Source organism: Streptomyces sp. NPDC002680 (genome assembly GCF_042889145.1).
Lineage (GTDB): Bacteria > Actinomycetota > Actinomycetes > Streptomycetales > Streptomycetaceae > Streptomyces > Streptomyces adonidis.
In genome coordinates this window covers 253552-276918 of the sequence record NZ_JBIAQP010000014.1, presented here as the reverse complement: position 1 = coordinate 276918, position 23367 = coordinate 253552, and the positions used below count along the sequence as shown (strand labels likewise).

The 23367-nt window shown below is 69.5% G+C and carries 18 protein-coding genes and 1 pseudogene; 5 read left to right on the top strand and 14 right to left on the bottom strand.

Features of this window, described 5'->3' with window-relative positions:
* Nucleotide 1 precedes the first annotated feature (1 nt).
* The 3 genes from ACFYXF_RS33825 to ACFYXF_RS33815 are packed head-to-tail and all read right to left on the bottom strand — an operon-like array spanning nucleotide 2 to nucleotide 2855.
* Nucleotides 2-1222 (bottom strand): NADH-ubiquinone oxidoreductase-F iron-sulfur binding region domain-containing protein, encoded by a 1221-nt coding sequence (locus ACFYXF_RS33825; protein WP_389355447.1) that lies wholly within the window; start codon nucleotides 1220-1222, stop codon nucleotides 2-4.
* Complete coding sequence (locus ACFYXF_RS33820) at nucleotides 1219-1812, bottom strand: ferric reductase-like transmembrane domain-containing protein (protein WP_389355446.1); 594 nt, start codon at nucleotides 1810-1812, stop codon at nucleotides 1219-1221. Before ACFYXF_RS33820 ends, ACFYXF_RS33825 begins: the two co-directional genes overlap by 4 nt.
* Nucleotides 1809-2855 carry an FAD:protein FMN transferase gene (locus tag ACFYXF_RS33815; protein WP_389355444.1) on the bottom strand — a complete coding sequence of 349 codons (1047 nt, stop codon included), beginning with the start codon at nucleotides 2853-2855 and terminating at the stop codon, nucleotides 1809-1811. Before ACFYXF_RS33815 ends, ACFYXF_RS33820 begins: the two co-directional genes overlap by 4 nt.
* A gap of 12 nt (nucleotides 2856-2867) precedes the next feature.
* On the opposite strand from ACFYXF_RS33815, the gene ACFYXF_RS33810 reads away from it, so the two are divergent.
* Nucleotides 2868-3266: a hypothetical protein gene (locus tag ACFYXF_RS33810; protein ID WP_389355442.1), complete on the top strand. Its 399-nt coding sequence runs from the start codon at nucleotides 2868-2870 to the stop codon at nucleotides 3264-3266.
* A 104-nt stretch (nucleotides 3267-3370) separates the two neighbouring features.
* Here the strand turns inward: ACFYXF_RS33810 and ACFYXF_RS33805 are convergent, their stop codons facing one another.
* The 6 genes from ACFYXF_RS33805 to dxr form a co-directional block, all read right to left on the bottom strand.
* Entirely contained in the window at nucleotides 3371-5077 is a 1707-nt protein-coding gene (locus ACFYXF_RS33805) for a proline--tRNA ligase (protein ID WP_389355440.1), read from the bottom strand.
* Between the two features lie 84 nt (nucleotides 5078-5161).
* Nucleotides 5162-5737 (bottom strand): GNAT family N-acetyltransferase, encoded by a 576-nt coding sequence (locus ACFYXF_RS33800; RefSeq protein ID WP_389355438.1) that lies wholly within the window; start codon nucleotides 5735-5737, stop codon nucleotides 5162-5164.
* An 86-nt stretch (nucleotides 5738-5823) separates the two neighbouring features.
* Nucleotides 5824-6678, bottom strand: coding sequence for a GNAT family N-acetyltransferase (locus ACFYXF_RS33795; protein WP_369035536.1), 855 nt, complete (start codon nucleotides 6676-6678; stop codon nucleotides 5824-5826).
* Between the two features lie 351 nt (nucleotides 6679-7029).
* Nucleotides 7030-8187: a flavodoxin-dependent (E)-4-hydroxy-3-methylbut-2-enyl-diphosphate synthase gene (gene ispG, locus ACFYXF_RS33790; protein ID WP_105974985.1), complete on the bottom strand. Its 1158-nt coding sequence runs from the start codon at nucleotides 8185-8187 to the stop codon at nucleotides 7030-7032.
* Nucleotides 8188-8379: 192 nt separating this feature from the next.
* The gene (locus ACFYXF_RS33785; protein ID WP_389355507.1) at nucleotides 8380-9672 is read right to left on the bottom strand and encodes a M50 family metallopeptidase; all 1293 of its coding nucleotides are present in this window, start codon (nucleotides 9670-9672) and stop codon (nucleotides 8380-8382) included.
* 8 nt (nucleotides 9673-9680) lie between these two features.
* Nucleotides 9681-10946 carry a 1-deoxy-D-xylulose-5-phosphate reductoisomerase gene (dxr, locus tag ACFYXF_RS33780; RefSeq protein ID WP_389355435.1) on the bottom strand — a complete coding sequence of 422 codons (1266 nt, stop codon included), beginning with the start codon at nucleotides 10944-10946 and terminating at the stop codon, nucleotides 9681-9683.
* A gap of 154 nt (nucleotides 10947-11100) precedes the next feature.
* Between dxr and ACFYXF_RS33775 the strand changes: the two genes are divergently transcribed.
* Nucleotides 11101-11553, top strand: a complete 453-nt coding sequence (locus ACFYXF_RS33775) for a lamin tail domain-containing protein (protein WP_389355434.1) — start codon at nucleotides 11101-11103, stop codon at nucleotides 11551-11553.
* 184 nt (nucleotides 11554-11737) lie between these two features.
* Here the strand turns inward: ACFYXF_RS33775 and secA are convergent.
* From secA to ACFYXF_RS33755, 4 genes and pseudogenes are all read right to left on the bottom strand, one after another.
* Nucleotides 11738-14221, bottom strand: a pseudogene (gene secA / locus ACFYXF_RS33770) (preprotein translocase subunit SecA); the annotation flags it as partial.
* Between the two features lie 73 nt (nucleotides 14222-14294).
* The gene (locus ACFYXF_RS33765) at nucleotides 14295-14780 is read right to left on the bottom strand and encodes a hypothetical protein (RefSeq protein ID WP_389355432.1); all 486 of its coding nucleotides are present in this window, start codon (nucleotides 14778-14780) and stop codon (nucleotides 14295-14297) included.
* A gap of 119 nt (nucleotides 14781-14899) precedes the next feature.
* Nucleotides 14900-16867, bottom strand: coding sequence for an acyl-CoA dehydrogenase family protein (locus tag ACFYXF_RS33760; protein WP_389355430.1), 1968 nt, complete (start codon nucleotides 16865-16867; stop codon nucleotides 14900-14902).
* A gap of 144 nt (nucleotides 16868-17011) precedes the next feature.
* Nucleotides 17012-17821 carry an endo-1,4-beta-glucanase gene (locus ACFYXF_RS33755; RefSeq protein WP_389355428.1) on the bottom strand — a complete coding sequence of 270 codons (810 nt, stop codon included), beginning with the start codon at nucleotides 17819-17821 and terminating at the stop codon, nucleotides 17012-17014.
* Between the two features lie 244 nt (nucleotides 17822-18065).
* Here ACFYXF_RS33755 and ACFYXF_RS33750 point away from each other — a divergent pair, with 244 nt between their 5' ends.
* The 3 genes from ACFYXF_RS33750 to ACFYXF_RS33740 all read left to right on the top strand — a co-directional run bounded on the left by ACFYXF_RS33750 (nucleotide 18066) and on the right by ACFYXF_RS33740 (nucleotide 22604).
* Complete coding sequence (locus ACFYXF_RS33750) at nucleotides 18066-19085, top strand: LacI family DNA-binding transcriptional regulator (RefSeq protein ID WP_389355505.1); 1020 nt, start codon at nucleotides 18066-18068, stop codon at nucleotides 19083-19085.
* Nucleotides 19086-19239: 154 nt separating this feature from the next.
* A complete protein-coding gene (locus tag ACFYXF_RS33745) occupies nucleotides 19240-21291 on the top strand; it encodes a TIM-barrel domain-containing protein (RefSeq protein ID WP_389355427.1) in 2052 nt (683 codons plus the stop codon).
* A gap of 125 nt (nucleotides 21292-21416) precedes the next feature.
* Nucleotides 21417-22604, top strand: coding sequence for a sulfotransferase family protein (locus ACFYXF_RS33740; protein WP_389355426.1), 1188 nt, complete (start codon nucleotides 21417-21419; stop codon nucleotides 22602-22604).
* Between the two features lie 33 nt (nucleotides 22605-22637).
* Here ACFYXF_RS33740 and ACFYXF_RS33735 read toward each other — a convergent pair whose 3' ends face one another.
* Nucleotides 22638-23363, bottom strand: coding sequence for a hypothetical protein (locus ACFYXF_RS33735; RefSeq protein ID WP_389355424.1), 726 nt, complete (start codon nucleotides 23361-23363; stop codon nucleotides 22638-22640).
* Nucleotides 23364-23367 lie beyond the last annotated feature (4 nt).

Genomic DNA, 23367 nt, shown 5'->3' with positions numbered 1-23367 from the left:
GTCAGGTCCGGTCGTTGGGGACTGGCAGCAGGGGGGTTTGGGTCGTTGCCGTGCAGAAGCCTCTTGCGTGGGCGTCGAGTTCGGGGGCGAAGGTGGTCAGGGCCGAGCGGACCAGGCGGATCGTGCCGTCGGGGTGGTGGCAGGCGCCTCGGCCCTCGACCAGGCCCGACCAGCGGGCGACGTCCGTGCGGGTCGTGCCCTGGGGGCCGGGGGCGGCCAGGGTCTGGAAGGCGGCGGCGATTCGGGGCAGGCCGTTGAGGCAGGGGCCGCACTGGCCGGCCGACTCCAGGGCCAAGTACCGCAGGACGCGGGCGGTTTCGGCCAGGCCGCAGTGGTCGGCGGGGAGCACGGCGAGTACGCCCGCACCCAAGTAGGTGGAGGTCAGGGGGAGTTGGGCTGCCTCGGCGGCCGGGAGCCAGGTGCCGTGGTAGCCGCCGATCAGGACCGCTCCGGTGGGGCCCAGCGGCAGCAGTCTGCCTATGGGCATCCCGAACGGGGCCTCCACGACCCGTACTTCACGTCCGGGCACATGCACCGTGCACAGCGCGCTGCCGGGTTCCGAGGGTGTGCCCGCCGCGCGGAACCAGTCGGCGCCGTAGCGGGCGATCAGCGCGAGGTGGGCCAGGGTCTCGACGTTCTGGACGAGGGTCGGGGCCCGGTTCACTCCGCGTTCCCGCACCGGCGGGCTCTGGTGCTGCGGAAGGCTGGCGCCGCCGGAGACGTACGAGGTGAGGGCGGACGACTGGCCCGACAGGAACCGTTTGGGGACGCGGACGACCTTGACGGACAGGGGATCGCGGCGGCGCTCGGCCAGGGCCGCCTCCAGGTAGCTGCCGCCCGCCTCCACCGCGAGGTACGCCTCTCCGGCGCCGATCGCCTCGGCCGCCAACTGGAGTCCGTCCAGGACGAGATGGGGCGAGAATTGGAGGAGCGTCTTGTCCTTGTGGCTCGCGGGCTCGCCCTCGGCGCCGTTGGCCACGACCACCGGGGCACGGTCTGTGCGACGGCCCGCGTCAGCGACGGAGACGAGTTTGCGGTACGTGGCGAAGGCGGCTCCGCCTCGTCCGGTGAGGCCCGACTGGGCGACGGTATCCAGGAGTTGGGCCGGGTTGCCGTACGAGACGGGCCCGTACCGCTGCTCGTGCGTGCCGAAGTCGGCCGGGGCGCCGCCGGGGGCCAGCAGGCGGGGCGGCATGAAGATGTCGGTGTAGGTGGTGGTCATGAGCGGGCCCCTTCGAGCGGGCGTTCCGGTGTGCGGAGCAGGGCGGTTGGGGTCCGGTGGGAGGCGCGTACGGCGTGGGCCGTGCGGATGCCGAAGGCGGCGAGTACGGCGGCCACGCAGGACACGGTCAGCCAGGTCATCCAGTCGGCGCCGGTGTCCGTACCGATGCCGATGCCATGGACGAGGGCGATCGGCCAGGAGGCGTACGCGAGCCAGTGCACGGCACGCCAGGTGCGGTGGCCGAGACGGGCGCGGAGGAGGCTGGTGACCAGCACCGCGAGCATCAGGTCGAGGGCGACCGTGCCGAGGCCCAGCCAGAGGGGCTGGTAGTCGGAGACGAAGGGGACGACGGCGTCGAGGAGCGTGATGTCGACGTAGCCGTCGATCACGGCTGCGGCTATGTGGAGCGCGAGGAAGGCGGTGGCGGAGAGGGAGAGGGTGCGGTGGAGGGAGACCGTGCCGAATCTCGGCAGGCCGGGGAGTCTGGCTCGCAGGCGGACCGCGATGCCGAGCAGGACGACGACCGTGAAGAGGACCAGGCACACGGCGCCTGTGGCGCGGTTGGCGTACCAGAGGGTTTCGGAGGTCATGGCGTTGCCTCCGGGGGTGTGGTGGTGCGGGTCGTGCTGGGGGCTGTGCCCCCAGACCCCCCTTCGGCCTGGACGGCCTCGTCCTCAATCGCCGGACGGGCTGACAAAGGCCAACCCGGCGTCGTGACAACTGTCCCGTCACTCGTCACCAGCCGCGCCGGGAGGCCTAGCCCCGTCAGCCAGCGTTCCGCGCCCCTCCCCTTCACCAGGGCCGCCGTGCTCGCCGCGTTGGCGTCGGCGCAGTTCGCCGCCGCCACGGAGACCGTGCGCCAGGGGGTGTGGACGGGGAGGCCCGTGTCCGGGTTGATGATGTGGTGGAGGGTGTGCTCGCCCCGGCGCCAGTGGCGGGCGGCCGTGCCGGAGGTGGCGAGGCCGCCGCTGTGGAGGCCGATCGTGGCGTACGGGCCCTGCGTGGGCGCTTCGTCCACGGGGCCGGTGATGTCCTGGACGCGGATGCGCCAGCCGCCGGCCGGCGGGTCGCCCGCGACCGCCGTGTCGCCGCCCAGGCTCACCAGGACTCCGCAGCCTGCCGTCCGAGCCAGCGTCCGCGCGGCCCGGTCGGCGGCCCATGCCTTCGCGGTGGCGCCCAGGTCGAGGCGGATGCCGGACGGGACGCTGACCGTGCCGGTCGCCCGGTCCAGGTGGATCCGGCGCCAGCCGGGAACGCGCCGCACAGTGAGCCGTACCGGACGGTCGTCCTCCTGGACGAGGGTGAAGTCGCGGTCGTAGCCGAGGGCTTCCAGTGCCGAGCCGACCGTCGGGTCCACGGCTCCGTCGGTCGCCTCGGCCGCGCGCAGGGCCACCGCCAGGGCCTCGGCGAGCAGCGGGCTGACCCGGGTCGGGCGGCCGTCGGTGTCGTCCAGGGCGGAGAGTTCGGAGTCGGCGCGGAAGCGGCTGCACGTCGCGTCGACCTCGGCCAGCTGGCGGGCCAGGAGCAGATTGCAGGAGTCCAGCAGGGCCGGGTCGGTGGTGACGAGCCGGACGCTGGTCCCGAGGGCACGCCAGTCGGCGGCGGCCGTGGGGCGGACGGCGGTGGTCGTCACGACGCCCCCGAGGTGGAGTCGGCGGAGCCGCTGGAGTCGGAGGAGGTGACGCCGTCGGAGGAGGACTGGAGGTCGCTGGACGACGAGGAGTCCGAGGACTCCGAGGAGGAGCTGTCCGTCGTGGACGAGTCCGTCGACGAGGACGACGTGTCCGTACTGGTGTCGGTGCTGGTGCTCGTGTCCGTGCTGCTGCTCGAACCGGAGGACGTCGAACTGGACGTCGAGTCCGAGGTACTGCTCGCGGCCGTCGTCGCGTCCGACTCCATCGTGCCGACGAGGGCGAACACCCCGGCCGCCGCGGCCAGCGACACCGCCGCCGCCACGGCCGCCGTACGCCGTACCCCTCTGCGCACCGCCGCTGCGGCTCTCCGCTCCCGCTCCCTGACCGTCATGGCCGTTCCCCTCCCATAGGACGTGACTCTGTGTCACGCCCTACGTTCGGGGACCGGCCTGAGAGAAGTCTGTGAGGCGCCCATATGGCTCACGAGAACTTCCTGAGAGCGGGATTTAAATAATCAGGCGGTTCCGGTCAGGCGGGCGATCGCCTCGTCCACCGTCAGCTCCTCGCGCTCGCCCGTCCGGCGGTCCTTCAGCTCCAGGACGCCCTCGGCGGAACGGCGGCCCGCCACCAGGATCTTCGGTACGCCGATCAGCTCGGCGTCCGTGAACTTGACGCCCGGTGAGACGCCGGCGCGGTCGTCGACCAGGACGCGGGCGCCGGCCGCGGCCAGCTTGTCGGAGACCTCCAGGGCCAGTTCGGTCTGGAGGGCCTTGCCCGCGGCGACGACGTGGACGTCGGCCGGGGCGATCTCCTTGGGCCAGCACAGGCCCTGCTCGTCGGCGTGCTGTTCGGCGAGGGCCGCGACCGCGCGGGAGACGCCGATGCCGTACGAGCCCATGGTCACGCGGACCGGCTTGCCCTGCTGGCCGAGGACGTCGAGGCTGAGGGCGTCGGCGTACTTGCGGCCGAGCTGGAAGATGTGGCCGATCTCGATGGCGCGGTCCAGCTTGAGGCCGGTGCCGCAGGCAGGGCAGGGGTCACCTTCCTGGACGACCACGGAGTCGACGTACTCGTCGACCTCGAAGTCACGGCCCGCGACGACGTTCTTGGCGTGCAGGCCCTCCTTGTTGGCGCCGGTGATCCAGGCGGTGCCGGGGGCGATGCGCGGGTCGGCGAAGTAGCGGACCTTCTCCAGGCCCTGCGGGCCGACGTACCCGCGTACGAGGTCGTCGCGGCCGGTGAAGTCCTCGGCGGTGACGAGTTCGACGGCGGCGGGCGCGAAGTGCGCCTCGACCTTGCCCAGGTCGACCTCACGGTCACCCGGAACACCGATCGCGACGATCTCGCCGTCCACCTTGACGAGGAGGTTCTTGAGAGTGGCGGAGGCGGGGACCTCCAGATACGCGGCGAGCGTCTCGATGGTCGGGGTCTCGGGGGTGGGGATCTCTTCGAGGGCGGGGACGGCCGAGCCGTCGACCGGCCGGAGCGCGTACGTGATCGCCTCGGTGTTGGCGGCGTAGTCGCAGTTGGGGCAGTCGGCGAAGGTGTCCTCGCCGGCGGCGGCCGGGGCGAGGAACTCCTCGGACTTGGAGCCGCCCATCGCGCCCGCGGTGGCGGCGCAGATGCGGTAGTCGAGGCCGAGGCGCGCGAAGATCTTCTGGTACGCCTCGCGGTGCAGGGCGTACGACTGGGCCAGGCCCTCGTCCTCCGTGTCGAAGGAGTACGAGTCCTTCATCAGGAACTCACGGCCGCGCAGGATGCCGGCGCGCGGGCGGGCCTCGTCGCGGTACTTGTTCTGGATCTGGTAGAGGATCACGGGCAGGTCCTTGTAGGACGTGCACTGGTCCTTGACCAGGAGGGTGAAGATCTCCTCGTGGGTCGGGCCGAGGAGGTAGTCGCCACCCTTGCGGTCGTTGAGGCGGAACAACTCGGGGCCGTACTCGTCCCAGCGGCCGGTCGCCTCGTACGGCTCCCTCGGCAGCAGCGCGGGGAGCGTGACCTCCTGGGCGCCGATGGCGTCCATCTCCTCGCGGACGACCCGCTCCACATTGGCCAGGACCTTCTTGCCGAGCGGCAGCCAGGACCACAGACCGGCGGCGGTACGGCGTACATAACCGGCCCTGACCAGCAGCTTGTGGCTGAGCACCTCGGCGTCGGCGGGGTCGTCACGCAGTGTCTTGACCATCAAACGGGACATGCGCTGGACCTGGGCCTGGGCCATGATTCTCGACTCCTGCTGCGTAAGGGTGATGGCAGGAGGTTAGCCGGGGGGTGCGGGGCTGTGGAAATCGACCGGACGGTCCCGCTACCGCCTGCGCAGGGGAAGGGGGGCGCCCATCACCGCGTACGGCTTCGGGGCGCTGGGGAAGAGGACCTGGCGGGCCAGGTCCTCGTAGCCGAGGGAGTGGTAGAGGCCGCGGGCCGGGCTGTCGGTGTCGATCGCGGAGAGGATCGAGCGGGGTTCGGCGGCGCTGTCGGTGATGGCGGTGATCAGGGCGCGGCCCACGCCGACGTTCTGGAAGCTCGGGTGGACGTGCAGTTCGGTGATCACGAAGGAGTCGTCGAGCCAGCCGTCGTGGCCCTGTCTGCGCAGATACGGCTCGACAACCGTGGACCACCAGTGCGTACGGTCGTTCGGCATGCCGTAGACGAACCCCGCGAGCCGTCCGTCGGGGGTGGTCGCGCCGAGTGCGCGGGCCCCGGGATAGGTCAGGTGCCGCAACACGATCTGCCTGCGTACGGCGACCTCGTCCGCGCCGAGTCCGAACGCCACGGCCTGGACGGCGAGCGCCTCGTCGACCCGGGCGGTGAGGTCCAGGGGGCCGACGACCACGTCGTGGGGGCGGGGGTGATGGCGGCCATGACCCGGGAAGCGCGGCATGTCGGGAGACTACAGGGGGTGCGGAGGGCGCCGTTCGGAAGAGTCGGGTCGCTGTCGGGTAGCTGTCCGGTCGCTTCGGATCAGGATCAGAACAGGACGCTCATGAACGCGCCGACTTCCTGGAAGCCCACCCTCAGGTACGTCCTGCGGGCGGGGGTGTTGAAGTCGTTCACGTACAGGCTGACCACCGGGGCCACGTCCGCGAGGGCGTAGCGCAGTACGGCGGCCATGCCGGGGGCGGCCAGGCCCTGGCCCCGGTATTCGGGGGCCACCCAGACGCCCTGGATCTGGCAGGCCTGAGAGGTCGCGGCGCCGATCTCGGCCTTGAAGGCGACCCTGCCGTGCTCGTCGAGGCGGGCGAAGGAGCGGCCGGAGCCGACCAGTTCGGCGACCCTGGCCTGGTAGAGGAGGCCGCCGTCACCGGCGAGTGGCGAGATTCCGACCTCCTCGGTGAACATCGCCACGCACGCCGGCATGATCGTCTCCATCTCGTCCTTGCGGACGCGGCGGACGTACGGATCCGGGGCGACGAGGGCAGGGTCGGGCAGGCGGTCGGTCACCATGAGGGGCTGGTGGCGGCGGACCTCGCGGGCGGGGCCCCAGCTCGGTTCGAGCAGCCGCCACAGCTGGGTGGTGGCCTCGGCGGGGCCGACGATGGAGGAGCAGCGGCGGCCCGCTCGCCTGGCTCGGTCGGCGAAGGCGCGTACGGCGCGGGGGGTGGCGCAGATCGGGACGAGGTTGGCGCCCGCGTAGCAGAGGCTGGTGAGCATGCCGTCCTCGTACCAGCCCCACATCTCGCCGCCGAGGCGCCAGGGGTCGAGGCCCGCGATCTGGACACGGGAGGTCACGAAGGCGTTCGCCACCGGCTCGCGGCCGAGGACAGCGAGTGCGGCGTCCAGGTCGCCCGGTTCGAGCACCCGGGAGGTGGTCTGCGTCAACACGTGCGGGCCTCACCATGCGGTCTGCTGATCTCCGCACTGTACCTGCGGAAGCTGAGCGGCGCCGCCCTGTCTTTGGCGCCGCCTGCTTGCCGGTGACCGTGGGATCGACCCGCCGTCCCTGGGGGCTGCCGCCCCCAGACCCCCGCTCCGGCCCTGAACGGGCCTTGTCCTCAATCGCCGGACGGGCTGGGTGGCTCAACCTGTCCGGCGTTCAAGAGGCACCGCCGGTCCACCCCAGGCCGGGGCATTTCAGCCCGTCCGGCGTTTGAGGACGAGCGCGTTCAGCGCGATAGGGGGGTCTGGGGGCGCAGCCCCCAGGGATGGGAACGGGTAGGGGCGGCGGGGGCGAAATCAACCCGCCACGGACACCGACGGCTCGCCGGAAGCGATTCCGTCCGCCTCCATCTGTTCGGCGATCTTCATCGCCTCCTCGATCAGCGTCTCCACGATCTTCGACTCAGGGACCGTCTTGATGACCTCGCCCTTCACGAAGATCTGCCCCTTGCCATTGCCGGAGGCGACACCCAGGTCCGCCTCCCGAGCCTCGCCGGGGCCGTTCACCACACACCCCATGACCGCGACCCGCAGCGGGACCTCCATGCCCTCTAGGCCCGCCGTGACCTCCTCGGCCAGCTTGTACACGTCGACCTGGGCCCGCCCGCACGACGGACACGACACGATCTCCAGGCCGCGCTGGCGAAGGTTCAGCGACTCCAGGATCTGGTTGCCGACCTTGATCTCCTCGACCGGCGGCGCCGACAGCGAGACCCGGATCGTGTCCCCGATGCCCTCGCTGAGCAGCGCGCCGAAGGCCACCGCCGACTTGATCGTGCCCTGGAAGGCGGGACCGGCTTCCGTCACGCCCAGGTGGAGGGGGTAGTCGCACGCCGCTGCCAGCTGGCGGTAGGCGTTGACCATGACCACCGGGTCGTTGTGCTTGACCGAGATCTTGATGTCCCGGAAGTCGTGCTCCTCGAACAGCGAGGCCTCCCAGAGGGCCGACTCGACGAGTGCCTCCGGCGTCGCCTTGCCGTACTTCTGAAGCAGTCGGCGGTCCAGCGAACCCGCGTTCACGCCGATACGGATCGGCGTGCCGTGGTCCTTCGCGGCCCGCGCGATCTCCTTCACCTGGTCGTCGAACTGCTTGATGTTGCCGGGGTTGACGCGGACCGCCGCGCAGCCCGCCTCGATCGCGGCGAACACGTACTTCGGCTGGAAGTGGATGTCGGCGATCACCGGGATCTGCGACTTGCGGGCGATCGTCGCCAGCGCGTCCGCGTCGTCCTGCGTAGGGCACGCCACCCGCACGATCTGGCAGCCGGACGCCGTCAGCTCGGCGATCTGCTGAAGCGTGGCGCCGATGTCCGACGTACGCGTCGTCGTCATCGACTGCACCGACACCGGCGCGTCTCCGCCCACGGCCACCGAACCGACCTGGATCTGCCGGCTCTTCCGGCGTTCGGCGAGCTTGGTCGGAACGGACGGCATGCCGAGAGAAATCGCAGTCATCTGCTGTGCAACCCCAAGTTGTGGTTCAAGGTCCGGTCCCGGGAACGGCGGGCTCCGGCCTTCGAGATTACGGCACCCGCCCAGACCCGAGCACATCCCGCACCTAAACCCACCCATTGGGGAACGGCCGGGCACAGTGGGTCGCGCCCACTGTGCCCGGCCGTCGTGAACCTCGCGGCGAACCCCGGGTGGCTACGAGATGCGCACCGGGTTAACCACGTCCGCCACCAGCACCAGCAGCGTGAAGCAGATGAAGATGCCCGCCACCACATAGGCCACCGGCATCAGCTTCGCCACATCGAACGGGCCCGGGTCCGGGCGCTTCAGCACCTTCGCCGTGTTCCGTCGCAGCGCCTCCCACAGCGCGCCCGCGACATGGCCGCCGTCGAGCGGCAGCAGCGGGAGCATGTTGAAGAGGAACAGGGACAGGTTGAAGCCCGCCACCAGCATCAATGCCATCGCGAGTTGTTGGGTCGGCGGGATGTCCAGGGTGAAGATCTCGCCGCCCACGCGGGCCGCGCCGACCACGCCCATCGGGGAGTCCGCCTCGCGTTCGCCGCCGTCGAAGGCCGCGTTCCACAGGGCGGGGATCTTGCCGGGCAGGCTCGCGATGGAGTCGACGGCCTCGCCCATGCGGTCGCCCATCCAGGTCAGCGAGTCGCCGAAGTCCTGGCGGACGATGCCGGTGGCCGCGCTGAAGCCGAGGAAGCCGGCCGTGACGTACTGGCCCTGGACGATCTGGCCGCTGGAGTCCTTCTTCGCGACCTGGTTGGTGGCGATCTTCGCGTTCAGGGTGACCTGCTCGCCCTTGCGTTCGACGACGATCGCGACGTCCTTGCCGGGGTTGGCGCGGATCTCGTCCGAGAGCTTGTTCCAGCTGTCGACCTGGACCCCGCCGAAGGAGAGGATCTTGTCGCCCGCCTGGAGGCCGGCCGCGGCGGCCGGGGAGGCCGCGTCGGTCTTGCGGCAGTCGTCGCGGCCCTCGCTCTGGGCGATGACGCACTTGGAGACCGAGCTGACGCTGGTGGTCTGCTGGGAGACTCCGAAGCCCATCAGGACGGTCAGGAACAGGGCCACCGCGAGGATCAGGTTCATGAACGGGCCCGCGAACATCACGATGACCCGTTTCCACGGCTTGCGGGTGTAGAACAGGCGCTTCTCGTCGCCCGGGAGCAGTTCCTCGAAGGACTGGGCGCGCGCGTCCTCGATCATCACGCGCCAGGGGGAGGTCGAGCGGGCCTCGATCCGGCCGTCCGGGCCCGGCGGGAACATCCCGATCATGCGGATGTAGCCGCCGAACGGGATCGCCTTGATGCCGTACTCGGTCTCACCCTTCTTGCGCGACCAGATCGTCGGGCCGAAGCCGACCATGTACTGCGGTACGCGGATGCCGAAGAGCTTCGCCGTGGAGAGATGCCCCAGCTCGTGCCAGGCGATCGACACCAGCAGGCCGATCACGAAGACGACTATGCCGAGAATCATCATCAGTGCCGTCATGCACGGGCCTCCGCCATCGTCTTCGCCTGTCCTGTCAGTTCTCGGGCCCTCGCCCGCGCCCAGGTCTCCGCCTCAAGGACGTCCGCCACGGTCAGGGAAGTTCCCGTACGAGGGGTGCCGTGCTCCTCGACCACCCGGGTCACGGTCTCCATGATCCCGTTGAAGGGCAGTCCGCCGCTCCGGAACGCCTCCACGCACTCCTCGTTCGCCGCATTGAACACTGCCGGAGCCGTGCCCGCGAGCTGCCCCACGTGTCGGGCGAGGCCGACCGACGGGAACGCCTCTGTGTCGAGCGGGAAGAACTCCCACGTCGACGCCTTGCTCCAGTCGAACGCGGGTGCGGCGTCCGGGACGCGCTCCGGCCAGCCGAGGCCGATCGCGATGGGGCCGCGCATGTCTGGGGGCGTGGCCTGGGCCAGTGTCGATCCGTCCGTGAACTCAACCATCGAGTGGACATACGACTGCGGGTGCACGACCACCTCAATGCGTTCGAAGGGAATGTCGTAGAGGAGGTGTGCCTCGATCACCTCCAGCCCCTTGTTGACGAGGGTCGCGGAGTTGATCGTGATCACCGGGCCCATCGCCCAGGTGGGGTGCGCGAGCGCGTCCTCGACCGTCACGTCGGCCAGCTGTGCCTTCGTACGGCCGCGGAAAGGGCCGCCGGACGCCGTGACCACAAGCTTGCGCACATCGGACCGGGTGCCGGCCGCCAGGGCCTGGAACAGGGCCGCGTGCTCGGAGTCGACCGGGATGATCTGGCCCGGCTTGGCGAGCGCCTTGACCAGCGGGCCACCGACGATGAGCGACTCCTTGTTGGCGAGCGCTAGGGTGCGGCCCGCCTCCAGGGCGGCGAGGGTCGGGGCGAGGCCGATGGAGCCGGTGATGCCGTTCAGCACCGTGTGGCAGTCGGCCGCGGCGAGGTGGGTGGCCGCGTCCGGTCCGGCGAGTATCTCGGGGAGCGGCTCCCCTGCGCCGTACCGTGCGCTCAGTGCCTCGCGCAGGGCCGGTACGGCGTCCTCGCGGGCGACCGCGACCGTGCGCACGCGCAGCCGGTGCGCCTGCTCGGCGAGGAGCTCGACCCGGCCGCCCGCGGCGGAGAGCCCGCTGACCCGGAAGCGGTCCGGGTTGCGCAGCACGAGATCGATGGCCTGGGTGCCGATCGACCCGGTGGAACCGAGGATCGCCACGTCCCGCGGGCCGTCTCCGGCGACGGGGTCGAAGACGAGGTGCGGGTCTGCGAGGGGGGCTGGACTGTCGGTCATCTCTCCATTGTGGCCGCAACCACCGACAGTGAGGACAGTGCGTCCCTCGGGTGAGCGTCCATAAGTGAAACTGACATACAGATCATGTGATATCACTTCTGCCCTGACCGGTGGACGACCGGTCAGTCGTGGACGAAATCCTGGGGGGATCTCGATGCGCATCCGACGTACAGCCCTGCCCGCGCTCGCGGGCGCGGTCGCCCTGACCGGCGCGGTTCTCAGCACTCCGGCCGAGGCGGCCGGGGGTGTGGTCATCCGGCATGTGTGGTTCGACAGTCCGGGCTCGGACAACGGCTCCAACGCGTCCCTGAACGGGGAGTGGGTGGAGATCAAGAACACCAGCTCGGCGTCCATCTCGCTCAAGGGCTGGATCCTGAAGGACGTCGCCAATCACAAGTACACCTTCGCCAATCTGAAGATCGGCGCGGGGAAGACGATGAAGATCCGGACGGGCAAGGGGACGGACACGGCGGCTACCAAGTTCCAGAAGCGGAGCTGGTACGTGTGGAACAACACGAGTGACACGGCGATTCTGACCAGAGCGAACGGGTCGAAGGTGGATGACTGCAAGTGGACGACCAGTGATCCCAGTGACAAGAAATGCTGACAGGTAGTTCGTTGGCTGCCGGCCGGTGGGGGCTTGTCGCGCAGTTCCCCGCGCCCCTTTAGGGGCGCTTGCGCGCATCCCGCTCCACTACCCCGTCCGCCGTGTCCAGTGTCGGGGCGCTGAAGTGGAGGGACTCCGTGCGGTGGGGGTCCGGTTGTAGGTCGGTCGGGGTCGTTTCGATCTCCAGGTTGAAGACGAAGCCGACCGACTCCTCCTTGATGGCGTCCGTCATCGCGCCGAACATGTCGTAGCCCTCGCGTTCGTACTCCACGATCGGTTCGCGGCCGAGGGTCCAGCGCAGGCCGATGCCGTCGCGCAGGTAGTCCATCTCGTACAGGTGCTCGCGCCATTTGCGGTCCAGGACCGACAGCATCACGCGGCGTTCCAGTTCGCGGGTCGTGTCTGAGCCCAGTTCCGCCTCGCGGTCGTCGTAGCGGGCGTGGATGTCCGCCACGACCGCGTCGGCCAGGTGGTCGGCGGTCAGGTTGGCGAGGCCGTCGTACTCCTCCTCCAGGTCCTCCACCGTCAGCTTCGCCGGGTAGAGCTGGCGGAGGGCGCCCCAGAGGCGGTCCAGGTCCCACTCCTCCGGGAAGCCCTCGCTCGTCTCCTGGCGGACGTACGCCCGGACGGTGTCGTCCATGAAGTGCTGGAGCTGTTCGCGCAGGTCACCGCCCTCCAGGACTCGGCGGCGCTCTGCGTAGATCAGGGTGCGCTGGCGGTTGAGTACCTCGTCGAACTTCAGTACGTCCTTGCGGGACTCGAAGTGCTGGCGTTCGATCTGGGCCTGGGCGGAGGCGACGGCACGCGTGACGACCTTGTTCTCGATGGGGACGTCCTCGGGGAGGTTCGCCGCCGACATCACCCGGTCGACCAGCTGGGCCTGGAAGAGGCGCATCAGGTCGTCCTGGAGGGAGAGGTAGAAGCGGGACTCACCGGGGTCGCCCTGGCGGCCGGAGCGGCCGCGGAGCTGGTTGTCGATACGGCGGGAGTCGTGGCGTTCGGTGCCGAGGACGTACAGGCCGCCGAGGTCGGTGACCTCCCGGCGTTCGGCGGCGACCCGGTCGAGCACCGCCTGGCGGGCCTCGGGGCTCGCGTCCTCGGGCAGCTCGGCCTCCACCAGCGCCTCCGGGTTGCCGCCGAGCATGATGTCCGTACCCCGTCCGGCCATGTTGGTGGCGACCGTGACCGCTCCCCTGCGGCCCGCCTGGGCGACGATCATGGCCTCCCGGTCGTGCTGCTTGGCGTTGAGGACCGCGTGCCGGATGCCCCGCTTGGCGAGCCGGCGCGAGAGGTACTCGGACTTCTCAACCGAGGTCGTGCCGACCAGGATCGGCTGGCCCTTCTCGTGCTTCTCGGCGATGTCGTCGACAACCGCCTCGAACTTCGCGACCTCGGTGCGGTAGATCAGGTCGGAGCGGTCGGTGCGGACCATCGGGCGGTTGGTGGGGATGGGGACGACGCCGAGTTCGTAGATCTGGTGGAACTCGGCGGCCTCCGTCATGGCCGTACCCGTCATGCCGGAGAGCTTGTCGTACAGGCGGAAGAAGTTCTGGAGGGTGACCGTCGCCAGGGTCTGGTTCTCCTCCTTGACCCGGACGCCCTCCTTGGCCTCGATCGCCTGGTGCAGCCCCTCGTTGTAGCGGCGGCCGGCGAGCATACGGCCCGTGTGCTCGTCGACGATCATGACGTCGCCGTCGACGACCACGTACTCCTGGTCCCGGCGGAACAGCTCCTTCGCCTTGAGGGCGTTGTTGAGGTGGCCGATGAGGGGGGTGTGGTCGGCTTCGTAGAGGCTGTCGATGCCGAGCTGGTCCTGTACGTGTTCCACGCCCCGGTCGAGGATCGCGACCGTACGTTTCTTGGGGTCGAACTCGTAGTCGTACGCGGCCCGCAGCTCCTTCAGGCGCTCCTTCTCCTCCAGCCTGATGAACTGCTCCTCCTGGATGGCGGTGCCCCGCATGGTCTTCACGATCCGGGCGAACGCCTCGTACCAGTGGGTGGCCTGGTCGGCGGGGCCCGAGATGATCAGCGGGGTGCGGGCCTCGTCGATGAGGATGGAGTCGGCCTCGTCGACGATCGCGAAGTGGTGGCCGCGCTGCACGAGTTCGTCCTTCGACCAGGCCATGTTGTCGCGCAGATAGTCGAAGCCGAACTCGGTGTTGGTGCCGTACGTGATGTCGCAGGCGTACGCCGCCCGCCGGTCGGCCGGGGTCGACTCCGAGCGGACCACACCGACCGTCAGGCCCATGAAGGCGTACGCCCGCCCCATCCACTCGGCGTCGCGCCGGGCCAGGTAGTCGTTGACCGTGACGAGGTGAACTCCCTTGCCCGACAAGGCGTTCAGGTAGGCGGGGAGGGTGGCGACCAGAGTCTTGCCCTCGCCTGTGTGCATCTCGGCGATGTTGCCCTCGTGCAGGGCCGCGCCACCCATCACCTGGACGTCGAAGTGACGCATGCCGAGGGTGCGCCGGGCCGCCTCACGCATGGCGGCGAATGCCTCGGGGAGCAGCTCGTCGAGGCCGGCGCCGGTGGCGTGGCGGTCCTTCAACTCCGGTGTCACGGACGCCAGTTCCTCGTCGGTCATGGACTCGAAGTCCGCTTCGAGGGATGCCACCTGTTCGGCGGTGCGCTGCAGCCTGCGCAGCACCCGCCCCTCGCCGGCCCGCATGATGCGGCCGGTGATGTTGTCGAGCCCGAGAGACGGCACTGGAATTACCCCCACTACACCGATCTTTGTTTTGCTATACGGCGTCCGTCAGCATGCTGATCCAGTGGTTGGCCCGCTGGAGAATATGGACGCCCTGCTGATTCGCTCTGATCACTTCGCGCAGGACGGGGTCCTTCACGTAATCCGCGGCGCTGCGGAAGAGTTGTTGGATCACGGGCCGTTCGCCCGGCCGTCCGGCGTCGAGCAGACCGTCGAGGTCACGGATGTCGATGCGCCGGACGGCCGGCGGTTCGAAGGTGGGCAGCGGTGCCCTCGGTTCGCCGTCGACCACGGCGAGCGCGCAGTCGTTCAGGAGGACAGCCAGTTCGTCCCGGTGCAGGTCGAGGGCGTCCGGCTGGGTCGCGCGCAGCTTCTCCGCGAGGGGCAGCACCTCGTTGCGAACCGTCCGCAGTGCCCCCACGAGATCCGCCTCGACGAGCTGCCGGCGGGCATGCGTGAGCAGACCCGGAAATCCATGAGCGAATTCCTCGCCGATCCCTTTCCCCGTGCCTTGGCGCATCTGCCGTCCCCGTTCGCCATCCTTTTCATTGTTGACGCACCTGTTCGGTGTGGCAAGCAACAGAATGACGGCGGGGACGACAGTGAATTCCCGGGAAAAGAAACACCGCCTGGCAGGAGTCAGCGGATGGGACGGTGCACGTTCTCCTGTTTCGCCGGGCCCGGTGTGGCGTCCGCGATCCAGGGGCCCTCTCCCGAGAGGTCGACGACGCCCTCCTCCAGCCAGGTGTACGTGCCGGCGAGGACGCCCTTGACCACCGCGCGGTCGACGTCGTCGGTGTTGGTCCACAGGCGGCCGAAGAGTTCCTCGACGCGGACGCGGGCCTGGCGGCAGAAGGCGTCGGCGAGTTGGTAGGCCTCGCGGCCGTTCTCGCCCTGGGCGCGCAGGAGTTCGGCCCGTACGCAGGCCGCGCTCATCGCGAACAGTTCGGCGCCGATGTCCACGATCCGGCCGAGGAAGCCCTGCTTGGTCTCCATCCGGCCCTGCCAGCGGGACATGGCGTAGAAGGTGGAGCGGGCCAGCTTGCGGGCACTGCGCTCGACGTACCGCAGATGCGGCGAGAGATCGACCTCGTGCTTGAACTCGGCGTACGAGCGCGGCAGTTGACCCGCGCCCGTGACGAGCTTCGGCAGCCACTTGGCGTAGAAGACCCCGGCGTTCGCGCCCGCCTTCGCCTTGTCCGACAGCGACTTGTCCGGGTCGATGAGGTCACCCGCGACCGTCAGATGGGCGTCGACCGCCTCACGCGCGATCAGCAGATGCATGATCTCCGTCGAGCCCTCGAAGATGCGGTTGATCCGGAGGTCGCGCAGCACCTGTTCGGCGGGGACCGCCCGTTCCCCGCGGGCGGCGAGCGACTCGGCGGTCTCGAAGCCGCGTCCGCCTCGGATCTGGACGAGTTCGTCGGCCATCAGCCAGGCCATCTCGGAGCCGTACAGCTTCGCGAGGGCGGCCTCGATGCGGATGTCGTTGCGGTTCTCGTCGGCCATCTGGGAGGAGAGGTCGAGGACGGCCTCCAGGGCGAAAGTGGTGGCCGCGATAAAACTGATCTTCGCGCCGACCGCCTCGTGCAGCGCGACCGGCTTGCCCCACTGCTCCCGTACGGCCGACCACTCCCGCGCGATCTTCAGGCACCACTTCCCGGCGCCCACGCACATCGCGGGCAGCGACAGCCGGCCCGTGTTCAGGGTGGTCAGGGCGATCTTGAGGCCCGCGCCCTCGGGGCCGATCCGGTTGGCGGCCGGGACGCGCACCTGGTGGAAGCGGGTGACGCCGTTCTCCAGGCCGCGCAGGCCCATGAAGGCGTTGCGGTGTTCGACGGTGACGCCCTCGGAGGCGGTCTCGACGACGAACGCGGTGATCCCGCCCTTGTGCCCCTCGGACTTCGGGACGCGGGCCATGACGACGAGGAGGTCGGCGACGACCCCGTTGGTCGTCCAGAGCTTGACCCCGTCCAGGACGTAGTCGTCGCCGTCCGGTACCGCGCTGGTGGCGAGCCGCGCCGGGTCCGAGCCGACGTCCGGCTCGGTGAGGAGGAACGCGGAGATGTCGGTGCGGGCGCAGCGCGGCAGGAACTCGTCCTTCTGTTCCTGGGTGCCGAAGAGTTTCAGCGGCTGCGGTACGCCGATCGACTGATGGGCGGAGAGCAGCGCGCCGAGCGCCGGGTTCGCGGAGCCGACCAGGGCGAGGGCCTTGTTGTAGTACACCTGGGTGAGGCCGAGGCCGCCGTACTTGGTGTCGATCTTCATCCCGAGGGCGCCCAGCTCCTTGAGCCCGTTGACGACCTCGTCGGGGATCCGGGCCTCGCGTTCGATGCGGGCGGCGTCGATCTTCGTCTCGCAGAAGTCGCGCAGTGCGGCGAGGAACTCCTCGCCGCGCCGCGCGTCCTCGGTGGGCGGGAGCGGGTGCGGGTGGATGAGGTCGAGCCGGAAGCGGCCGAGGAACAGTTCCTTGGCGAAGCTGGGCTTTCGCCAGCCCTGTTCCCGGGCGGCCTCCGCCACCTGGCGGGCTTCCCGCTCGGTGACGGTGGGTTTGGCCGAGGGCTGGGCTGACGGCTGGGCTGAGGGCTTGACTGGGCTTGCGGACATGAGGCACACCTCGCCGCGAATCGGGATCTTGAGGACCGTACGTTACTGATCGGTGCTACTCGATCGTTGGTACCCGATTACGGGCGACCTCACCAGTCCTCGCGCGGCCGGTCGGCCGTACAGCCCCTGCACACCCCCCGCCCGTCAGCCGATGTCGACCGAGTAGGCCTTGGTGTCCAGCCGGCCCGTGCCCTTGAAGACCTCGGTGCCCGCCTCGATGCCGGAGACGTACTTGTCGTTGGTGAGCAGCTTGCGGCGGACCAGGGCCTGGGTGAAGTCGTCCAGGTTGAGGGTGGCCTTGGTGGTGTTGGCGCGGCGGACGAAGGAGTGGACCTTCCAGCCGATGTCGCCCTCGTAGATGTCCCACATCGCGCCGCCGAGGCTGACGCTGGACGTCTTGGTGCCGAGGGGGCCCGCGCCGCCCTGGCGGTTGAGCCAGATCATGATCTCGTCGGTGGGCTGGTCCTGCCAGTCCGCGGTGTTCTTGCCGTGCAGCCACAGGTCGTAGGCGACGTTCATGACGCCCGGGTTCGAGCTGACCGTGAAGTCCCAGGTGGTCTTGACCTGCTTGCGGTCGCCGACGCGGATCGGCAGCTGGGTGGCGGCCTTGTCGGTCTTCCAGCCCCAGTGCCAGCCGAGGACCGAACTGGCGTACGTCTTGACGTCGTAGTCCTTGCCGGTGGCACTGTTGGCCCAGCTGTAGTTCGTGCCCCAGGAGATGGTCGAGCCGGACCGGGAGTTGTCCCAGACGCACTGGGAGCCGACGGCCTTCTCCTGGTTCCACAGGTTGTTGTTGACGTAGTACTTGCCGAGCGTGACGGTGTCGAAGGCCGCGCACTTCTTGCTCGACTCGCCCGCCTGCGCGACGGTGACGCCGGCGGCGGCCGCCAGGGCGACCAGGGCGGAGGCGATGGTTTTCGCCTTCTTCGAGAGACGCGGTCTGCGGTGTTGCATGGGGGTCCTTCCGGGCGACGATTCGCGGAGCACTCCTCAGTGGCCGCCGCCGGGTGGGAAAGTTGCCATGTTGGCCGAGATGGATGCGAGAAAGCCCCGAAAAACGTTGTCGAAGCGCTTCGACAACATATGGACACCCACCCCTGGTGGGGTTACTGTCGTTCCACCCTCACTCGCCGGTATCCGTCGCCGTCATCCGTTACGCGCACTGTCGAAGCGCTTCACACAATGCTTGGAGAGCTGGATGGTCACCCTCGCCGAGGTCGCCCAGCACGCCGGAGTCTCGGCGAGCACGGTGAGCTATGTCCTCAGCGGCAAGCGGTCCATCTCCGCGGGCACCCGGCAGCGGGTCGAGCAGAGCATCCAACAGCTCGGCTACCACCCGAACGCGGGGGCCCGGGCGCTGGCGAGCAGCCGCTCCAACATCATCGCCCTGATGGTCCCGTTGCGTACGGACATGTACGTGCCGGTGATGATGGAGATCGCCATCGCGGTCGCCACCAACGCCCGCACGCACGGGTACGACGTCCTGCTGCTCACCGGCGAGGAGGGTCCCGACGCCGTGCGCCGGGTCACCGGCAGCGGGCTCGCCGACGCGATGATCCTGATGGACGTCGAACTCGACGACGAGCGGCTGCCGTTGCTGCGCGGCACGGACCAGCCGTCCGTACTGATCGGCCTGCCGGCCGCCACCGAGGGCCTGACCTGCGTCGACCTCGACTTCGGGGCCACGGGTGCGTTGTGCGCCGAGCACCTGGCGAAGCTCGGTCACCGTGACATCGCTGTCATCGGCGAGGCGCCCGCGGTCTACGAACGGCACACCGGTTTCGCCGAGCGGACGCTCGACGGACTCCGGTCCCGGTCACGGGAGTTGGGGGTGCGGGTGCTGCACCGGCCGTGCGAGGGCGGGTACGACGCGATGACCGTGACGCTGGCCAGGATCTTCGACGAACGGCCGGGCACCACCGGGTTCGTCGTGCAGAACGAGTCGGCGGTCGAGCCGCTGCTCGCGCTGCTGCGCCAGCAGGGGCGGGCGGTGCCGGAGGACGTGTCGGTCATCGCCGTCTGCCCGGACCAGGTCGCCACCCAGGCCTCGGTGCGGCTGACGTCCGTCGCCATTCCCGCGCAGGAGATGGGGCGGCGCGCGGTGGAGCTGCTGATCGCGAAGCTCGAAGGAAGCGGGGGCGACGAAGTCTCGCTGATCGCACCCGAGTTGACGGTGCGGGCCAGTACGGGCCCGGCGCCGGCCCCAGCCACTTCCTGAACCCCCGGCCTGATCACCACAACCGACCATCACGCTCCAACGCCCGGACATCCGACGGGCGTTGGAGACCCCTGCCTGTCCCGGTCCGGCCCGCGAAAGCCGCGCCGGGGTCCCCCACAATCACTCCCCCACTCCTTCCTTCAGGAGCCGCCACGTGAACCAGCCCGCCGAAACCCCGCCCCCGTCAGGCGCGGTCAGCCTCGCGCAGTCCTCCCCCACCGTCGGTACGTTCCGTGAGCGGGACGGTGCGCTGGAGTGGAGCGGCCGTCAGGAGACCGTACGGGTCGAGCCCTGGGGTCCGGACGCGGTCCGGGTCAGGACACGGCTCGGCGGGCCGGTCCTGGAGGGGCTGCCGGGTGCCCTGCTCGACGAGCCGCCGTCGACGGCGTACACCGTCAAGATCGAGGACGGGCAGGGGCAGTTGACGGTCGGCGCCCTGACCGTCGAGGTGAGCGCCGAGGGCCTGATCCGGTTCCTGCGGACCGACGACTCGGCCGAGCTGCTCGCCGAGGAACGGGCGCACTTCTGGTGGCCGGGCTCGCGTCTCTACACGGCCGTCGGCAACGGCTACCACCGCCTTGAGCAGCGGTTCGCCGCCTACGAGGACGAGAAGCTGTACGGGCTCGGCCAGCACCAGCACGGTCTGTTCGACCAGAAGGGTGTCGTGCTGGATCTGGTGCAGCGCAACGCCGAGGTGTCCGTGCCCGTGCTCACCTCCAGCCGTGGCTACACGCTGCTGTGGAACAGCCCGGCGATCGGGCGGGTGGAGCTGGCGGGCAACGGAACGCGCTGGGTGGCGGATTCGGCCCGCCAGATCGACTACTGGATCACCGCCGGGCAACCGGCCGACGCCCAGCGGCGCTACAGCGCGGTGACGGGCCGTACGCCGATGCTGCCGGAGTGGGCGGCGGGCTTCTGGCAGTGCAAGCTGCGCTACCGGACCCAGGACGAACTCCTGAGCGTGGCACGGGAGTACAAGCGGCGCGGGCTGCCGCTGCGGGCCATCGTGTGCGACTTCTTCCACTGGACGCATCTCGGAGACTGGAAGTTCGACCCGGCCGAGTGGCCCGACCCGGCCGCCATGGTCGCGGAGTTGGCGGAGATGGGCGTCAAACTCGTGGTCTCCGTGTGGCCTTCGGTGTCGCCGCTCTCCGAGAACCACGAACTCATGGAGCAGCGCGGCTACTTCATCGGCACGCAGTACGGCCCGATGGCGCACGCCGACTGGCCGGACAAGGGCGTCGCGTCCACCGTCCAGGTCGCCTTCTACGACGCCACGAACCCCGAGGCCCGGGACTTCCTGTGGTCGAGGATCCGCGACAACTACCTTGCCCCGTACGGGATCACGGCCTTCTGGCTGGACGCCTGCGAGCCGGAGCTGAAGCCGGGCTTCCCGGAGAACCTGCGGTACTGGGCGGGCCCCGGCCTTGAGGTCGGCAACCTGTACCCGGTCGAGAACGCCCGCACGTTCTACGAGGGCCTGATCGCGTCCGGCGAGGACGAGGTGATCAGCCTCAACCGCTCGGCGTGGGCAGGCAGTCAGCGGTACGGCGCCGCCCTGTGGTCCGGTGACATCGGCGTCGACTTCCCGACCCTGCGGCGCCAGATCGCGGCCGGGCTCAACACCGCGCTGTCCGGAATCCCCTGGTGGAACACCGACATCGGCGGCTTCCACGGCGGCGACCCGGACGATCCCGCGTACCGCGAAGTCATGGTCCGCTGGTTCCAGTTCGGCGCGTTCTCGCCGCTGATGCGGCTGCACGGTTTCCGGGATCCGGGGATGCCGTTGGGGCCCGACATGACCGGGGGGCCCAACGAGGTGTGGTCGTACGGGGAGGAGGCGGGCGCGATTCTGGAACGGTACGTCCGGCTGCGTGAGCGGCTGAAGCCGTATGTGCTGCGGGTGATGCGTGAGGCGCACGAGGAGGGGTTGCCGGTGATGCGGCCGCTGTTCCTGGAGTTCCCGGACGACCAGGCGGCGTGGTCGGTCGACGACTCGTATCTCTTCGGGCCTGATGTGTTGGTCGCGCCTGTGCTGACCGCTGGGGCGACTGCGCGTACTGCGTATCTTCCGGCGGGAGTTGACTGGACGGATGCGTGGACTGGTGAGGTGTATGAGGGTGGGGCGGCTGTGACTGTGGATGCGCCGCTGGATCGTATTCCGGTGTTTTTGCGGGATGGGGCGAGCCTTCCGATCGCAGGGTAGTGGGGCAGGAGGTTCAGGAGCGGGTGCGGGTGCTTCGTGGCTTGTCGCGCAGTTCCCCGCGCCCCTTTGGGGCGCGCACTCGTTCGGTACGTTTCCTCTGTCCCCTGCGGAAAGGAACCCCGCCCGTGTCTGGCACCAACCTCCCCCTCACGCTGGCCAATCTGCTGCTGCGGCCCGCGTTCGGTTCTCGGCGTGATCCGGAGCGGGTTTTCGAGCGGATCGTGGGCAAGGCGGGGCCGGTGGACGGGGACGAGTGGTTCGTCGACAGCTTCCGGCCGTTGCTGCGGGAGTGGGCGGGCGATGAGGAGTTGTCGCCGGTCGGGTGGCAGTCCGCGCAGGCCCATGTGCGCAGGCATCTCACCAACCGGGCCCGGATCCGGCGGCTGATAGCCGAGAACCCCGCCATCGCCCAAGAACCCGTCGAGAAGCCGGTGTTCGTGGTGGGGCTCCCACGTACCGCCACCACGCTCACCCATGGCGTGCTGTCCCTCTCCGACGAGCACCGGTGCCCCCGGCTGTGGGAGTTGCTCGCCCCCGGGCTCGAACCGGCGCCCCGTGAGCGGAAGAAGGCGGTCACGGCCGCGCGGCGGACGCTCGACGGGACGTATCTGCTCTCCCCGCGCTTTCGCGAGATCCACCCCATGACCGCCGAGGGCCCCGAGGAGGACACCTTCCTCCTGCCGCACGCCCTGGTGCCGCTGTCGCAGGCCCGGCTGCCCGAGTACCACGCCCGGCAGTTCGAGCGGGACTTCGTCCCCGACTACCGTCATCTCAAGGAGTGCTTCCAGGTGCTCCAGTACGGTCGCCCCCGGCGCCGCTGGATCCTCAAGTCCCCCATGCACACCGGGAATCTGGACGCCCTGCTCAGGGTCTTCCCCGACGCCACGCTCGTGTGGACCCACCGCGACCCGGCGACCGCCGTCGCCTCGTTCTGCAGTCTGGTCGAGTGCGGGATGGCCATCTCCCGGCGCAGGATCGACCTGCACACCCTCGGCGCGACCTGGCTCGACCTGCTGAGCCGCTCCGTGCGGCGCGGGCTCGCGGCCCGGGACGGGTTCCCGCGCGAGGCGGTGGTGGACGTGCCGTACTCCTGGCTCGGCACCGACCCCGCCGCGGGCGCCCCGAAGCTGTACGGGGCTGTCGGCGCCCGCTGGACCGACGCGGACGCGGCCCGGCTCCCCACGGTCGCCACCCACCTCAGGGGCAGCCGCCCCCACCGCTACGACCTGGCCCGCTACGGCCTGACCAAGGCCGACGTCGAGGCGGCCTTCACCGAGTACAACGCATTGCGGGCCGAGGTCGACCGCACCTGAACGGCGCGACCGACCTCGGCTTCTGTCGGACCGTCAGCTGCTGCTGACGGTCAGGTTGTTGGTGGCGAAGTCCAGACCGCCGGAGGACGAGGTGATCTCGAACCCGAACTGCACGTCACCGATGGTCTCGTTGCCGAACCAGCCCTTGGTGTCCTTGATCCACTTGAGGATCGGCAGGACGTTGACGGTCCCGGAGGTCGAGTCCGACGTGCGCAGGAACGAGAAGACCTCGTTGGCACCGTTGTTGCCCTTGTAGACGGTCCAAGTGTGGCCGCCCAGCGTGACGTTGCCCTGCGAGGTGCCCAACGGGCCGACAGCGCCGTTGTAGTTGACCCAGAGCATGATCTCGTAGTCGTAGTCGGTGTCCCAGATGTCGTACGACGTGTTGTACGCACCGGACGACGGGACGGTGACGTTGTAGCTGCTGGACAGCGAACCGAGCGAGGTGATCGTCTTGTTGATCACCTTCTTGGAGTTGGGGTACGACTTGATGCCGCCCGTGTTCGGGTGGTTGGCCCAGACTCCCCAGTTGGTACCGGAGTTGGCCCAGATGCACTGACTGCCGGCGCCGGAGCCCCAGATGTTGTTGTAGAGGGTGTAGCCGTTCAGGCTCGTGTTGCCCCACTGGTCGCAGGAGTTCCAGACGGCGGCCGAGGCGGGGGCGGAGGCGAGACCGATGGTGGCGCCGAGCGCGAGAGCGGGGGCCAGCAGGGCCTTGGTGATCCAGCCCAGCGTGCGGGTGCGGGTGCGTGTTGCCATGGGG

Excerpts from the sequence above, each read along its gene's own strand:
- ACFYXF_RS33765 (WP_389355432.1), bottom strand. The coding sequence starts at position 14,780 with ATGCGCCAAGGCACGGGGAAAGGGATCGGCGAGGAATTCGCTCATGGA.
- ACFYXF_RS33750 (WP_389355505.1), top strand. The coding sequence starts at position 18,066 with ATGGTCACCCTCGCCGAGGTCGCCCAGCACGCCGGAGTCTCGGCGAGC.
- ACFYXF_RS33775 (WP_389355434.1), top strand. The coding sequence starts at position 11,101 with ATGCGCATCCGACGTACAGCCCTGCCCGCGCTCGCGGGCGCGGTCGCC.
- ACFYXF_RS33760 (WP_389355430.1), bottom strand. The coding sequence starts at position 16,867 with ATGTCCGCAAGCCCAGTCAAGCCCTCAGCCCAGCCGTCAGCCCAGCCC.
- ACFYXF_RS33800 (WP_389355438.1), bottom strand. The coding sequence starts at position 5,737 with ATGCCGCGCTTCCCGGGTCATGGCCGCCATCACCCCCGCCCCCACGAC.
- ACFYXF_RS33755 (WP_389355428.1), bottom strand. The coding sequence starts at position 17,821 with ATGCAACACCGCAGACCGCGTCTCTCGAAGAAGGCGAAAACCATCGCC.
- ACFYXF_RS33735 (WP_389355424.1), bottom strand. The coding sequence starts at position 23,363 with ATGGCAACACGCACCCGCACCCGCACGCTGGGCTGGATCACCAAGGCC.
- ACFYXF_RS33805 (WP_389355440.1), bottom strand. The coding sequence starts at position 5,077 with ATGGCCCAGGCCCAGGTCCAGCGCATGTCCCGTTTGATGGTCAAGACA.
- ACFYXF_RS33825 (WP_389355447.1), bottom strand. The coding sequence starts at position 1,222 with ATGACCACCACCTACACCGACATCTTCATGCCGCCCCGCCTGCTGGCC.
- ispG (WP_105974985.1), bottom strand. The coding sequence starts at position 8,187 with ATGACTGCGATTTCTCTCGGCATGCCGTCCGTTCCGACCAAGCTCGCC.
- dxr (WP_389355435.1), bottom strand. The coding sequence starts at position 10,946 with ATGACCGACAGTCCAGCCCCCCTCGCAGACCCGCACCTCGTCTTCGAC.
- ACFYXF_RS33785 (WP_389355507.1), bottom strand. The coding sequence starts at position 9,672 with ATGATGATTCTCGGCATAGTCGTCTTCGTGATCGGCCTGCTGGTGTCG.
- ACFYXF_RS33820 (WP_389355446.1), bottom strand. The coding sequence starts at position 1,812 with ATGACCTCCGAAACCCTCTGGTACGCCAACCGCGCCACAGGCGCCGTG.